We start from the raw sequence: 13,967 nt of genomic DNA, 5'->3' as shown, positions 1-13,967 counted from the left end.
CAGTGAGGAGAAAGCGGAACGGCCGACCCGCCTCCCCCGAGGGGGAGGCGGACCGGCCGTCCGTCAGAAGTACAACGCGCTGGGAAAGATCAGCGCTTCGAGTACTGGGGAGCCTTACGGGCCTTCTTGAGGCCGTACTTCTTGCTCTCCTTGACGCGGGCGTCACGGGTGAGGAAGCCGGCCTTCTTCAGGGCCGGGCGGTCGTCCGGCTCGTTGATGATCAGCGCGCGGGCGATGCCCAGCCGGAGCGCACCGGCCTGGCCGGTGGTGCCGCCGCCACGCAGGTTGGCGATGACGTCGAACTGCTCGAGCTTCTCGGCGGTGACCAGCGGGTCCTTGATGAGCTGCTGGTGCACCTTGCTCGGGAAGTAGGCCTCGAGGTCCTGGCCGTTGCAGGTGATCTTGCCGGTGCCCGGGACGATGCGGACCCGGACGATGGCCTCCTTGCGGCGGCCCACGGTCTGGATCGGCCGGTCACCACGAGGCGCGCGGGCAACGGGCGCCGGCGCCTCGGTGGCCTCGGGGGCTTCCGGGGCGACCTCGGTCTCGATGATGTCGGTCATGCTGCTTCCTTCGCCCGCGCTCACTGCGCGATCTGCTTGATCTCGAACGGCACCGGCTGCTGCGCGAGGTGCGGGTGCTCGGCACCGGCGTAGACCTTCAGCTTCTTGATCAGCTGACGGCCGAGCTTGTTGTGCGGGAGCATCCCCTTCACGGCCAGCTCGATGGCCCGCTCGGGACGCTTGGTCAGCAGCTCGTCGTAGCCGATCTGCTTCAGACCACCCGGGTAACCGGAGTGGCGGTAAGCGACCTTGGTCTGGCGCTTGTTGCCGGTCAACGCAACCTTGCCCGCGTTCACGATGACGACAAAGTCGCCCGTGTCGACGTGCGGCGCGAAAGTCGGCTTGTGCTTACCACGCAGCAACGTGGCGGCGTGGGTGGCCAGGCGGCCCAGCACGACATCAGAGGCGTCGATGACGTGCCACTGACGCTCGATCTCACCCGGCTTCGGGCTGTACGTACGCACAGGTCTACCTTGTCTCGTCGTCGGTCTGGGGTCGCGCGCCGAGGTGACCAGATCTAGCAGGCCGGACCAGCGCGCACGAACGACCAAGCGTACCTGAAGGGGCACGCCTCTGGATGTCGTACAACAGCAGGCAACGATACCCGGCGCCCCGTCCGCAGGTCAAAACGGGGGTGCAGTCCCGCGCGGCGACGCGCCGAGGGTGTCTCACCTCACACGTTGGCGAGTCGACCGGCCCTCGGGCGGCGGTAGACCACCCAGGTGACCGCGAAGCACAACGCGTACCAGCCGATGAAGGCCAGGTAGGCGGCGTCGGCGTTGCCCGAGCTGAGGAACGACTGGCGGAACGCGATGTTGACCAGCACCCCGCCGAAGGCGCCGATCGCACCCGCGATGCCGATCAACGCGCCGGTCATCCGACGCGCCCACCGCGCGGCGGCCTCCGGATCACGCTGACCCGTGGCCACCGCGTCCGCCGACCGGGCCCGGAAGATCGCCGGGATCATCTTGTAGGTGGAGCCGTTGCCGACGCCGGAGAAGACGAAGAGGGCGAGGAAGCCGGCGAGGTAGAGCCCGAACGAGCGCTCCCGGGCCGCGTACAGCACGGTGCTCGCGCCGGCCGCCATCGCCACGAAGTTCCAGAATGTCACCCGTGCCCCGCCCAACCGGTCGGCGAGGTGCCCGCCCAGCGGCCGGATCAGCGAGCCGACCAGCGGACCCAGGAACGTCAGCCAGGCGGCGTCGACCGGGGTGGGGAACCGCTCGGCGAACTGGAGCTGGAGCACCTGACCGAAGGCGAAACCGAAGCCGATGAACGAGCCGAAGGTGCCGATGTAGAGCAGCGACATCACCCAGGTGTGTGGATCGCGGGCCGCCTCCCGCAACGCGCCCGGCTCGTTGCGCGCCCCGGGCACGGTGTCCAACCAGCGGGCCGCGGCGAGCGCGGCCAGCACGATCAGTGGCAGGTAGACCGCCGGCACCAACCGGGGGTACGCGGCGCCCGCGGTGGCGAGGACCGCCAGGCCGACCAACTGCACGGCGGGTACGCCCAGGTTGCCGCCACCGGCGTTGAGCCCGAGCGCCCGCCCCTTGAGCCGCTGCGGGTAGAACAGGTTGATGTTCGCCATCGAGGAGGCGAAGTTGCCGCCGCCGACCCCGGTGAGGCAGGCGAGCACCATCAGGGTGGTGTAGGACACCCCGGGTTCCAGCAGCACCGTCATCGGGACCGCGGGCACCAGCAACAGCAGTGCGCTGATGATCGTCCAGCGTCGTCCGCCGAAGCGGGCCACCGCCAGCGTGTACGGCAGCCGCAGCACCGCGCCCAGGGCGGCCGGCACGGCGGTGAGCAGGAACTTCCCGGCCGGATCGATGCCGTAGGCGGGGCCGAGGAAGAGCACGGTGACCGACCAGAGACTCCACACCGAGAAGCCGACGTGCTCCGCGAAGATCGAGACCCAGAGGTTGCGCCGGGCGATCGGCGCGCCGGTGGCCTGCCAGAAGTCCGGGTCCTCGGGGCGCCAGTCGTGCAGCGGTTGCCGGCGACCGGTGACGGCAGGCGGCTCGGCGGTGACTACGGTGCTGGTGAGCGTGCTCACGGCGGCTCCTCCTCGTCGATGTGACGAGGGGAAACGCTAGGAACGCCCGGTTACCTGGCAGTGCCCGTCGCGGGTCGGGCCGGAAACGGCTATCGCACCACGGGCCGGCGGCGATGGTGAGCACGCCACCGGGACGGCGCGATCAGAGCTGCCCTTACGGTCAGAGCTGCTGGAGGATACGCAGCGCGCGGCCGACCCGGAGCATGGTGTCGGTGTCGGCGACGTCCACGCACGCGGTGAACCACTTCTTCATGGGCGAGGAGATCCGGTCGGGCATCACCACGTACCGGCCCATCGACACGGCGAGCGGCGAGTCCCGCAGCAGCGACTCCTCAACCACCTCGACCACGATCACGATGGGCACGTCGGTGGAGTTGTAGACGTCCGAGCTGATCACGAGGCCGAGGCGTTCCCGAGCGCCCTCGATGCGCCAGATCTCACCCCTACGCAGCACGCGGCCGTCCGCCGGAGAACAGGTCGTTGACCATGCCCACCTCGCGGGCGTCGGCGAGCGCGGCGGACTCCAGATCCAGGCTGGCGCGGCCCACGGCGGCGGCGTGCGCGGTGAAGACCTCGCGCAGCGCCTTCTCCCGGGCGGCCTGGTCCATCCACGCGGAGAGCGACAGCCCCTCGCGCTTGGCGAACCGCCGCGCTTCCTCGATCGTCTCGTCCGTGAACGAGAGAGTCACCTTGGCAGTCATGCCGAGCAGATTACCCACCGGTGTGACCAACAGTCATCCCTGCTTCATCGACTCGCCCCCGGGCGGGGAAACGCACATTCCGTCAGGCTTACCCGGCCCGACCGCCGAACACCGCGAAGCGCCACTCCTTGAAGTAGCAGTCGACGTCGACCAGGCCCGCCTCGGCGAGCCACCGGCACTGGTCGGCCACCGTGGCCGGGCGGTCGTGGCGCATCCGCTCCCGGGAAGCCGCGATCTCGTCGGGGGACGCGCCCAACTCGGTGATCCGCTCCAGCCACACCTCGTCGTAGCGCCGGTCCAGCTCCGGGGTCGGGCCGGCGACCTGCTCGGCGTTGACGAACACCCCGCCCGGTGCCAGCGCGGCGGCGGCCCGCCGGTAGAGCGCGCGCTTGCCGGCGTCGTCCAGGTGGTGGATCGCCAGCGCGCTGACCACCGCGTCGTACCGGCCCGGCGGCAACTCGTCGGCCAGGTCGGCGTGGACCGTTCGGTGTGGCACGGACCGCCCGTCCAACTGGTCGGTGGCGCGGGCGAGCATCGCCGGCGCTCCGTCCACCAGGGTCAGCCGGACTCCGGGCACCGCTGCGGACAGCAGCAGGGAGAGCAGGCCGGTGCCGGCGCCCAGATCCAACACCTCCGGGGTACGCCCGGTGGCGAGCGCGGCCCGCAACGGCGGCGCGGCCACCTGGACGGCGGTGCCGTAGAAGGCGTCGAAGCACGGGATCAACCGCCTACGCGCCTCGTCGTAGTTGCCGGCCACCGCGTCGAAGACGTCCGTCACGCTCATCGCGCACTCCCGTCTATTGAGACAGATTTCCCACATTATAAGCCAACGAACCGGTGTTGATGTCGTCAGCGATTCAGCTCCAAAGGCGTCCGACTCGTACCTGCCATCGCCCGAGTCACCGCTGATTCCGCCGCAGCGAAGCCGGACCGTCGCGAGCGGTCTACGTGGTCGGTCCCTGGCCGCGCATGCGCTGCCTGGCGGGTGGTTGACCCCGGACACGCGAAAGCCCCCGGCGCTCTCCTGAGGTTCCAGGAGCCGAGGGCTCACTGCGTCATGCTGGTCAGGCCGGGTCGTGTGCCTTCGCCATACCGACGAACGCCCGCCAGGCAGCTGACCCGAAGACCAACGCCGGCCCTGCCAGGTCCTTCGAGTCCCGGACGCCAACGACGCCAGGCAGGTTGTCGGCAACCTCGACGCAGTCGCCGCCATTGCCGCTGCTGCGGGTGCTCTTACGCCACTGAGCGCCGGTCAGTTCCATGTCTTCGCCATCTCCGTAAGTAGATCGACGGATTGCCAGTGGGACAGCGCCTCGCCGCGTACGTTCTCCCATGCGGCCAGCATCGCCGCTATGTCCTCGGCACCGGTAACGACTTGCCCCTGAAGCTGATTGTCGAGGTAGCCGGCAATCCGATGCTCGGACCCCACGGCGATCACGAAGGGACCGTTCAGGCCAGCGTACGCGCCGACGGTGGAGGGGACGATGTGCACGCGGACGTGCGGGGCCCCGCACGCGGTGATGAGAGCCTGCACCTGCCCACGCATGGTGGCTCGCCCGCCGACTGGCCGCCGCAGCACGGCTTCGTCCACAACGGCGGTGAAGTGTGGCGGGTCGTCGCGGGTCAGGATGCTTTGCCGGGCCAGTCGTGAGGCTAGGTGCCGCTCGACGTCGCTGCGGGCGATGACGTCGGCTCCGGCGAGCACGGCGCGAGCGTATGCCTCGGTCTGGAGCAGGCCGGGAAGGACGGTCGACTGAAACGACCGCAGCGAGATCGCCTCGCGCTCGATCTCTTGCCATGGTCGGAACCAAATTGGCTCGCGGCGTCTTGAAGTGTCCGGCCAGATGTCCCCTATGGGCCGTCGGAGCGCACTCGCCGCCGCCTCCCGGTGTCGGGGGTGGGGAATGTGGTCGTGGTTCAGCCAGCGCGCGACCGTCTTCCGATCGACCCCGACCACCCCTGCCAGGGACTCAATCGAGTGTCCCGTCTCGGCTAGCGCGGCGCGCAGCGCATCGTTCACGGCTTCCCCCATCGGATGCGCGGAATGTCTCGTGACCATATCGCTACGGGCTGTTCTTGTCCCATCACTGCCCGCAAGGTGGGATCAGGCGGCGCGGCCGGTAGGGACCCTGAAAACCGGTGGACGCGTTCGTACCGGGGGCCGCCCCTGGACTGCGCAGATCTTGGACACTTTCCGTTACGCGAGAACGGAAATTGTCCAAGATCTGCGCGGGCGAGCTTGCACGGGGTGGCCCTTCCCAAAGTGACGAGCAGGGGGAAGACACCGTGCCGGACAAGCCGCCCGATCGGGAACCCGAGCCGCCGCCCAAACCGCGAAAGCCGCACACGGGTGACGTCTTGCACCTGACCCGCGCCGCGAGTGTGCAGTTCATGCGCCCGATCTTCGTCCGCGTGATTCGCGTTCTCGACTGGCCGACGTACGACGGGTGGCTGTGGATTGACGCTTACGAACTGGCCGCGAGCGGCGATGCGGTCGCGCGCCGGTCCCTGTTCGTGATGCCCGCGGGCCTGATCTGGCCGGACCCGCCCGCCCCGCCGGCCCGTCGGCCAACCACCCGCAGGCCCGTCAAACGCGGTCCGGTGAGGGTCGGATGACCCGCCGCCCTCGCCCGCACCATCCGATGCGCCCGGCGTGGCTCTGCCGCAACTGCGCCGCGCCCTGGCCGTGTGCGCCGGCTCAGCTTCACCTCGCGACCGAGTACTACGGCCACTCGATCGCCCTGGCCTTCTACCTGGCAGCGAACATGCATGACGCGGTCGACGACCTGTACTCCCTAGGCCTTCGCCCTGACCCGCGGGCACTCCACGCCCGGTTTCTGGGCTGGCTGTCCCTGACCCGCCGACCACGCCGCGCCGGCTCGCGCTGACCGGCCGTCACCCACCCGTCACACTCGCTGCCCCTGTGCGGTGTGAGCCCCACTTGACAGGACCGAAACAGAAGGGACCCGGACCGGAAACCGCCCGACGGCACGCTTTCCCGACATGACAGACGGTGCACGGTCGGCGACTCCACCGGGGCTGACGCCCCGGGAAGTGGCGACGCACTGCCCGTACTGCGCACTGCAGTGTGGGATGACGCTGCGCGCGGACGACGCCGGTGTGACGGTCCACCCGCGCGACTTCCCTACCAACCGGGGCGGGCTCTGCCAGAAGGGTTGGACCGCCGCCGAACTGCTCGACCATCCGCAACGGCTGACCACTCCGCTGGTGCGCGACGCAGCCACCGGCGAACTGCACCCGGCGAGCTGGGACACCGCGCTCGATCGGGTGGTCGCCGGCATCCGCGCCGTCCAGGACGACGCCGGCCGGGACGCGGTCGCCGTCTTCGGCGGTGGTGGCCTGACCAACGAAAAGGCGTACGCGTTGGGGAAGTTCGCCCGGATCGGGCTGCGCACCCGGCACATCGACTACAACGGACGGTTCTGCATGTCCTCGGCGGCAGCCGCCGGGATGCGCGCCTTCGGCATCGACCGTGGGCTGCCGTTCCCCCTCGCCGACCTGGGTCGGGCCGACACCCTGCTGCTGGTCGGAGCGAACCCGGCGGAGACCATGCCGCCGCTGGTGCGCTGGCTCACCGAGCAGCGCCGCAACGGCGGGAAACTGATCGTCATCGACCCCCGGGTCACCGCCACCGCCCGCCAGGCCGATCTGCACCTGCAACCGCTGCCCGGCACCGACCTCGCGGTGGCCAACGCGCTGCTGCACATCGCCCTCACCGAGGGTTGGGTCGACCGCGCCTACGTGGCGGACCGCACCACCGGTTTCGACGCGGTCCGTCGAGGCGTCGCCGCCTGGTGGCCGGCCCGCGCGGAACAGCTCTCCGGGGTGCCGGTGGCCGACCTGGAGGCGACCGCCCGCGCGCTGGGCACCGGCGGTCGCGTGATCATCCTGACCGCGCGCGGCGCGGAGCAGCACGCCAAGGGGGTGGACACCGTCACCTCGTACGTCAATCTCGCCCTCGCCCTCGGTCTGCCCGGCCGCGACGGTTCGGGGTACGGCTGCCTCACCGGCCAGGGCAACGGCCAGGGTGGCCGGGAGCACGGGCAGAAGGCCGACCAGCTCCCCGGCTACCGGAAGATCGACGACCCGGCGGCCCGCGAGCACGTGGCCGGGGTCTGGGGCGTGCCGGCCGACGAACTGCCCGGCCCGGGAGTGCCCGCCTACCAACTGCTCGACTCGCTCGGCACCCCGGGTGGCCCGCGCGCGATGCTGGTGTTCGGATCGAACCCGGTGGTCTCGGCACCCCGGGCGGCCCGGATCGAGGGCCGGCTGCGCGACCTCGACCTGTTGGTCGTCGCGGACCTCCTGCTCTCCGAGACGGCCGCGCTGGCGGACGTGGTGCTGCCCACCGCGCAGTGGGCCGAGGAGGACGGCACCATGACGAACCTGGAAGGTCGGGTGCTGCGTCGACGCGCGCTACGGCCGCCCCCGCCGGGTGTCCGGACCGACCTCGCCATCATCTCCGACCTGGCGGCACGGCTGGCCGACGCCGAATCGGCTGACCTCGACCCGACCGACGCCAACCCGGCCAGCGTGCGACCGGCCGCCGTCGCGGCGGCTCGGTTCCCGGCCGACCCGGCCGTCGTCTTCGCCGAGCTGCGCCGCGCCTCCGCAGGTGGGGCCGCCGACTACGCCGGCATCAGCTGGGACCGGATCGACGCCGACGACGGGGTCTACTGGCCCTGCCCGACCGAGGACGGGCCGGACACGCCCCGACTCTTCGCCGACCGGTTCGCCACCCCGGACGGCCGGGCCCGCTTCCACCCCGTCGACCATCGGCCGGCCGCCGAGGAGGTCTGCGCCACGTACCCGCTGCACTTCACCACCGGTCGGGTGCTGGCGCAGTACCAGTCGGGCACCCAGACCCGACGGGTGGCCGCGCTACGCCGCGCCGCCCCGGAGGCGTTCGTCGAACTGCACCCCGACCTGGCCACCCGGCTGGGCATCGACGACGGCGACCCGGTCCGGGTCACCTCCCGGCGAGGTGAGTTCCGCGCGCCGGCCCGGCTCAGCGCCGGGATCCGACCCGACACCGTGTTCGCCCCGTTCCACTACGCGGGGGCGGGACGCGCCAACTCGGTGACCAATGACGCGGTGGACCCGATCTCCGGGATGCCCGAGTTCAAGATCTGCGCGGTTCGGGTGGAGAAGGCATGACCGCCCGGGTGGTCATCGTCGGCAACGGGATGGCGGGCGCGCGCCTCGCCGGTGAGCTGCACGCCCGTGAGGGAGACCGGAAGGTCACAGTGCTCGGGGCCGAGCCGCACCGCGCGTACAACCGGATCCTGCTCTCCACCCTGCTGGCCGGCCGGATCGACGAGCCGGACGTGGAGCTGACCGAAGCCGCCGGGCACGGCGTCGACCTGCGCAGCGGCGTACCGGTGATCGCTGTCGACCGGTCCGCCCGGGAGGTCCGCACCGACGACGGCGAACGAATCGGGTACGACCACCTGGTGCTGGCCACCGGCGCGCGTGCGGTGGTGCCGCCATTGCCCGGCCTCGACCCGGCGAACCTGCCGGAGCGGGTGGTCCCCTTCCGGACCCTTGACGACTGCCGCCGGATCCTCGCCGCCGCCGACGGCGCACGCAGCGCGCTGGTGCTCGGCGGCGGGTTGCTCGGGCTGGAGGCCGCCCGAGGGCTGGCCACGCGAGGGCTGGCCACCACAGTGGTGCACCCGAGAGAGCACCTGATGGAACGGCAACTGGACCCGACCGCCGGCGCGGTACTCGCGGGCACGCTCGCCAATTTCGGCGTCAGCGTCCAACTGGGGGTGTCGGCGACCGGCGTGGCCGCGGACGCCAACGGTGTCCGCCTCGACCTGGCCGACGGCCGGTCGCTCCGTGCCGACCTGCTGGTGCTCTCCTGCGGCGTACGCCCGGACACCGCCCTCGCGCAGGTCGCCGGCCTGACCGTGCGGCGCGGCGTGGTGGTGGACGACCGGCTGCGCACCAGCGACCGGTCCATCTCGGCGATCGGCGACTGCGCCGAGCACGACGGCGTGCTCACCGGGCTGGTCGCCCCCGCCTGGGCCCAGGCCCAGGTGCTCGCGGATGTGCTGACCGGGACGGACCCACTGGCCCGGTACCGGCCCCGGCCGGTGGTGACCCGGCTGAAGGCCGCCGGGATCGACCTGGCCTCGATGGGTGACGCGGCAAGTGGCGGGCCGGACGAGGAGTTGACCTTCGCTGACCCGACCCGGGGCACCTACGCCCGCTTGCGGATCCGGGACGAGCGGCTGATCGGCGCGATCCTGCTCGGCGACAACCCGGCGGTCGGCACGGTGATCCAACTCTTCGACCGTGGTCAGCCGGTGCCGAGTGACCGACGGGCGCTGCTGCTCGGCCGGGCACTCGGTGCGGTCGGCGCTACCCCGGCCGCCTCACCGGCGCTGATGCCGGACGCGGCCACGGTCTGTCAGTGCAACACGGTGAGCAAGGGCGCACTGGTCAGAAGCTGGCGCTCCGGTGCCCGGACTGTCGATGCGGTGGTGGCCGCGACCCGGGCCGGCACCGGATGCGGCGGATGCCGGGACGCGGTGAGCGGCATCGTCGACTGGCTGAGCCAGGCGGAATCGGTGGAGGTGACGCGATGAACGGCGGCGAACTGGTCGTCATCGGCAACGGCATGGTCGGGCAGCGTTTCGTGGACGCGCTGCACGCCCGTGACCCACAGGGCAACTGGCGGGTGACAGTGCTGGCCGAGGAGGGGCGCCCGGCGTACGACAGGGTGCGGCTCTCGGCGTACTTCGACGGGGTGAGTGAGAGCGAACTCAACCTGCACACCCCGCACGACGGGGTGCGGCTGCGACTCGGCGAGCCGGCCACCGGCGTCGACCGGGATCGCCAGGTCGTGACCACCGCCCTCGGCGAATACCGCTACGACGCGCTGGTGCTCGCCACCGGGTCGTACGCGTTCGTGCCGCCGGTGGCCGGCACGGAACTGCCCGGGGTCTTCGTCTACCGGACCCTTGACGACCTGGCGGCGATCCGGGCGTACGCGCGGGGCCGGCGGGTCGGCGCGGTGATCGGTGGCGGGCTGCTCGGGCTGGAGGCCGCCAATGCCCTGCGACTGCTCGGCCTGAGCACCGACGTGGTCGAGTTCGCGCCCCGGCTGATGCCGGTGCAGGTGGACCAGGCCGGCGGCGCGATGCTCCGCCGCTACGTCGACGAGCTGGGCGTACGGACCCATCTCGGGGTGGCGACCACAGCGATCCGTCAGGGCCCGGACGGCGGCGTCGCCGCCCTGGAACTGTCCGACGGCACCGCCCTCGACGCCGAACTGGTGGTGGTGGCCGCCGGCATCCGGCCCCGGGACCAGTTGGCCCGGGACGCCGGTCTGCCGCTGGGCCCGCGCGGCGGGGTGCTTGTCGACGCGACCTGTCGTACCGCCGACGAGCGGATCTGGGCCGTCGGAGAGTGCGCGGCGGTCGACGGCACCTGCCACGGTCTGGTCGCGCCGGGGTACGCGACGGCCGAGGTGGTGGCCGATCGGCTGGTCGGCGGCGCGGCGACCTTCCCGGGCGCGGACACCGCCACCAAACTCAAGCTGCTCGGCGTCGACGTGGCCTCGTTCGGCGACGCCCACGGCACGACCGAGGGCTGCCTGGACGTCACGTTCACCGACCCGGCCACCCGGGTCTACGCGAAGCTGGTCCTCTCCGACGACGCGCACACCCTGCTCGGCGGGGTGCTGGTCGGTGACGCCAGCGCGTACCCGACGCTGCGGGCCAGTGTGGGCGGCCCGCTGCCGGCCGCGCCGCTGGCGCTGCTCGCCCCGGACGGTGGCGGCGCGGACGCCGGGGCGCTGCCCGCCGCCGCGCAGGTCTGCTCCTGCAACGCGGTGACCCGGGGCGACGTGGACGCCGCCATCGCCGACGGTTGCGCGGACGTTCCGGCGTTGAAGGCGTGCACCCGGGCCGGCACCAGCTGCGGCTCCTGCGTGCCGATGTTGAAGCAGCTCCTGGACGCGGCCGGGGTGGCGCAGTCCAGCGCGCTCTGCGAGCACTTCGACGTCAGCCGGCGGGAGCTGTTCGAGATCGTCCGCGTCCGCGGCATCCGCACCTTCTCCCGGTTGGTCGCCGAGCACGGTAGTGGCCGCGGCTGCGACATCTGCAAGCCGGTGGTGGCGTCCATCCTCGCCTCGCTGGGCAGCGGGCACGTGCTCGACGGCGAACAGGCGTCGTTGCAGGACACCAACGACCACTTCCTGGCCAACCTGCAACGCGACGGCAGCTACTCGGTGGTGCCCCGGATCCCGGGCGGCGAGATCACCCCGGAGAAGCTGATCGTGATCGGCGAGGTCGCCCGGGACTTCCAGCTCTACACGAAGATCACCGGTGGGCAGCGGATCGACCTGTTCGGGGCGCGGGTGGAGCAGCTTCCGCAGATCTGGCGGCGGCTGGTCGACGCCGGCTTCGAGTCCGGGCACGCGTACGGCAAGGCGCTGCGCACTGTGAAGTCGTGCGTGGGCGAGACCTGGTGCCGGTACGGGGTGCAGGACTCGGTGGGACTGGCCGTCGCGCTGGAGCTGCGCTATCGCGGGCTGCGTGCTCCGCACAAGCTGAAGTCGGCGGTCTCCGGTTGCGCCCGGGAGTGCGCGGAGGCGCGCAGCAAGGACTTCGGCATCATCGCCACCGAGACCGGCTGGAATCTCTACGTCGGCGGCAACGGTGGTTTCCGGCCCCGGCACGCCGACCTGTTCGCCACCGACCTGTCCACGGACGCGCTGATCAGGCTGATCGACAGATTCCTGATCTACTACATCCGCACCGCCGACCGGCTGCAACGCACCGCCGGCTGGATCGAGGCCATGGACGGCGGCCTTGACCACCTGCGCTCGGTGATCGTGGACGACTCGCTCGGACTCTGCGAGGACCTCGACGCGGCGATGGCCCAGCACGTGTCGTCGTACTCCGACGAGTGGCGCGACGTCCTGGAGGACCCGGATCGGCTGCGCCGCTACACCTCCTTCGTCAACGCCCCCGACGTACCGGACCCGTCGATCACCTTCACCCGGGAACGCGGCCAGCCGGTCCCCGTACGCGACCAGTCCCCGACCGGATCCGAGCCGACCAATGGTCACCGTCGGCAACCGGTCACCCTCGGCCTACCGGAGGTACGGCGATGACCCAGACCCTCACGCTGACCTGGACCACCGTCTGCCCGCTCGACCGGTTGGAGCCGGACCGGGGCGTCGCCGCCCTGGTCGACGGGGTGCAGATCGCGCTCTTCCGGACCGCCGACGAGCTGTTCGCGATCGACAACCGCGACCCGGTCTCCGGGGCGTACGTGCTGTCCCGGGGCATCGTCGGCAGCCGCGGCGGAGTGCCGACTGTCGCGTCACCGCTGCACAAGCAGGTGTACGACCTGCGCAGCGGGCACTGCCTCGACCTGCCCGGGGTGGCCGTGGCCCGACACGACGCACGTTGCCGCAACGGGCTGGTCGAGGTGCGGCTGCGACAGGAGGGTTGATGCGGGAAGAACTGGCGGGCTTCACCATCGGGGTGACCGCCGACCGGCGGCGCGACGAGTTGGCCGCGCTGCTCGAACGACGGGGCGCCCGGGTGGTGCTCGCCCCGGCGCTGCGGATCGTGCCGCTGTCCGACGACACCGAGCTGCGCGAGGCGACCCGTGCCTGCCTCGACCAGCCGCCGGACATCTTGATGGCCAACACCGGCATCGGCATGCGCGGCTGGTTGGAGGCGGCCGAGGGCTGGGGGCTGGCCGAGCCGCTGCGATCCGTGTTGGCCAGCTCGTACGTGGTGGCGCGCGGCCCGAAGGCACGCGGCGCGATCCGGGCGGCCGGGCTGCACGACCAGTGGTCGCCCGCCTCGGAAAGCTGCGACGAGGTGGTCGACCACCTGCGCCGGCGCGGCGTGGCCGGGCAGGTCATCGCCATGCAGCTGCACGGCGAGCGGCAGCCCGAGTGCACGCTCGCGCTGGAGGCGGCGGGTGCCACTGTCATCGAGGTGCCGGTCTACCGCTGGGCACCGCCGACCGACCCGGCCCCGCTGCACCGGCTGATCGACCTGATCGCCGGTCGGCTGGTGGACGCGGTGACGTTCACCTCGGCGCCGGCGGCCGAGGCGTTGCTGCGGGCCGCCGGTGACCGCACCGACGCGGTGCTGTCCGCGTTGCGCAGCGACGTGCTGGCCAGCTGCGTCGGGGCGGTGACCGCCGAGCCGCTGCTGCGGCACGGGGTGCCGGTGAGCGCGCCCGGTCGGGCCCGGTTGGGCGCACTGGTGCGGACCATCGTCGACGAGCTGCCCCGCCGGACCGTGACGTTCAAGGCCGGCGGGCACCTGCTCACATTGCGCGGGCACGCCGCAGTGATCGACGGTGAGCTGCGGCCACTGGCGCCCGCGCCGATGGCGGTGCTGCGGGCGCTGGCCCAGTCCCCGGGTCGGGTGTTGTCCCGCACGGCGTTGCTGAGGACGCTGCCCCGGGGCGCGGACGAGCACGCAGTGGAGATGGCCGTCGCCCGGCTACGCGCCGGCCTGCGCGCGCCCCGCGTGGTGCAGACAGTGGTGAAGCGCGGCTACCGGCTCCGGGTCGACTAGGGCGTGCGGCGAAGTCCCCGGTCGAGCCGAGGGCCTCGACACGCGCCCTGAACGCGTCACGGCCGGC

General features: G+C 71.7%; 14 protein-coding genes. 6 read left to right on the top strand and 8 right to left on the bottom strand.

The window, feature by feature from the left end:
- Nucleotides 1-89 precede the first annotated feature (89 nt).
- From rpsI to PSH03_RS12140, 8 genes are all read right to left on the bottom strand, one after another.
- Nucleotides 90-563 (bottom strand): 30S ribosomal protein S9, encoded by a 474-nt coding sequence (rpsI, locus tag PSH03_RS12175; protein WP_112626216.1) that lies wholly within the window; start codon nucleotides 561-563, stop codon nucleotides 90-92.
- A 20-nt stretch (nucleotides 564-583) separates the two neighbouring features.
- The gene (gene rplM, locus PSH03_RS12170; protein WP_053653864.1) at nucleotides 584-1,027 is read right to left on the bottom strand and encodes a 50S ribosomal protein L13; all 444 of its coding nucleotides are present in this window, start codon (nucleotides 1,025-1,027) and stop codon (nucleotides 584-586) included.
- A gap of 209 nt (nucleotides 1,028-1,236) precedes the next feature.
- Nucleotides 1,237-2,619: a nitrate/nitrite transporter gene (locus PSH03_RS12165; protein WP_124854248.1), complete on the bottom strand. Its 1,383-nt coding sequence runs from the start codon at nucleotides 2,617-2,619 to the stop codon at nucleotides 1,237-1,239.
- A gap of 160 nt (nucleotides 2,620-2,779) precedes the next feature.
- Nucleotides 2,780-3,073, bottom strand: a complete 294-nt coding sequence (locus PSH03_RS12160; protein ID WP_091402325.1) for a hypothetical protein — start codon at nucleotides 3,071-3,073, stop codon at nucleotides 2,780-2,782.
- Nucleotides 3,063-3,320 carry a DUF6364 family protein gene (locus tag PSH03_RS12155; protein WP_091403518.1) on the bottom strand — a complete coding sequence of 86 codons (258 nt, stop codon included), beginning with the start codon at nucleotides 3,318-3,320 and terminating at the stop codon, nucleotides 3,063-3,065. Before PSH03_RS12155 ends, PSH03_RS12160 begins: the two co-directional genes overlap by 11 nt.
- 88 nt (nucleotides 3,321-3,408) lie before the next feature.
- On the bottom strand, nucleotides 3,409-4,104 hold the full coding sequence (locus PSH03_RS12150) for a class I SAM-dependent methyltransferase (protein ID WP_238689146.1): 696 nt from the start codon (nucleotides 4,102-4,104) through the stop codon (nucleotides 3,409-3,411).
- 280 nt (nucleotides 4,105-4,384) lie between these two features.
- Nucleotides 4,385-4,582 carry a DUF397 domain-containing protein gene (locus tag PSH03_RS12145; RefSeq protein WP_210783276.1) on the bottom strand — a complete coding sequence of 66 codons (198 nt, stop codon included), beginning with the start codon at nucleotides 4,580-4,582 and terminating at the stop codon, nucleotides 4,385-4,387.
- Nucleotides 4,573-5,340, bottom strand: coding sequence for a helix-turn-helix domain-containing protein (locus tag PSH03_RS12140; RefSeq protein ID WP_238689145.1), 768 nt, complete (start codon nucleotides 5,338-5,340; stop codon nucleotides 4,573-4,575). Before PSH03_RS12140 ends, PSH03_RS12145 begins: the two co-directional genes overlap by 10 nt.
- Nucleotides 5,341-5,711: 371 nt before the next feature.
- On the opposite strand from PSH03_RS12140, the gene PSH03_RS12135 reads away from it, so the two are divergent.
- The 6 genes from PSH03_RS12135 (at nucleotide 5,712) to PSH03_RS12110 (ending at nucleotide 13,900) form a co-directional block, all read left to right on the top strand.
- Nucleotides 5,712-5,936 (top strand): hypothetical protein, encoded by a 225-nt coding sequence (locus PSH03_RS12135; RefSeq protein ID WP_210783393.1) that lies wholly within the window; start codon nucleotides 5,712-5,714, stop codon nucleotides 5,934-5,936.
- Between the two features lie 387 nt (nucleotides 5,937-6,323).
- A complete protein-coding gene (locus PSH03_RS12130) occupies nucleotides 6,324-8,498 on the top strand; it encodes a molybdopterin oxidoreductase family protein (protein WP_238689143.1) in 2,175 nt (724 codons plus the stop codon).
- Nucleotides 8,495-9,934 carry an FAD-dependent oxidoreductase gene (locus PSH03_RS12125; RefSeq protein WP_238689141.1) on the top strand — a complete coding sequence of 480 codons (1,440 nt, stop codon included), beginning with the start codon at nucleotides 8,495-8,497 and terminating at the stop codon, nucleotides 9,932-9,934. The genes PSH03_RS12130 and PSH03_RS12125 overlap by 4 nt, the downstream gene beginning before the upstream one ends.
- The gene (gene nirB, locus PSH03_RS12120; protein ID WP_238689140.1) at nucleotides 9,931-12,468 is read left to right on the top strand and encodes a nitrite reductase large subunit NirB; all 2,538 of its coding nucleotides are present in this window, start codon (nucleotides 9,931-9,933) and stop codon (nucleotides 12,466-12,468) included. Before PSH03_RS12125 ends, nirB begins: the two co-directional genes overlap by 4 nt.
- Entirely contained in the window at nucleotides 12,465-12,812 is a 348-nt protein-coding gene (gene nirD, locus PSH03_RS12115; protein WP_210783265.1) for a nitrite reductase small subunit NirD, read from the top strand. Before nirB ends, nirD begins: the two co-directional genes overlap by 4 nt.
- Nucleotides 12,812-13,900: a uroporphyrinogen-III synthase gene (locus PSH03_RS12110; RefSeq protein ID WP_238679479.1), complete on the top strand. Its 1,089-nt coding sequence runs from the start codon at nucleotides 12,812-12,814 to the stop codon at nucleotides 13,898-13,900. Before nirD ends, PSH03_RS12110 begins: the two co-directional genes overlap by 1 nt.
- Nucleotides 13,901-13,967 lie beyond the last annotated feature (67 nt).

The organism is Micromonospora salmantinae (assembly GCF_022230905.1).
In the GTDB taxonomy this organism is placed as follows: domain Bacteria; phylum Actinomycetota; class Actinomycetes; order Mycobacteriales; family Micromonosporaceae; genus Micromonospora; species Micromonospora salmantinae.
This window is presented reverse-complemented; position numbering and strand designations above follow the sequence as displayed.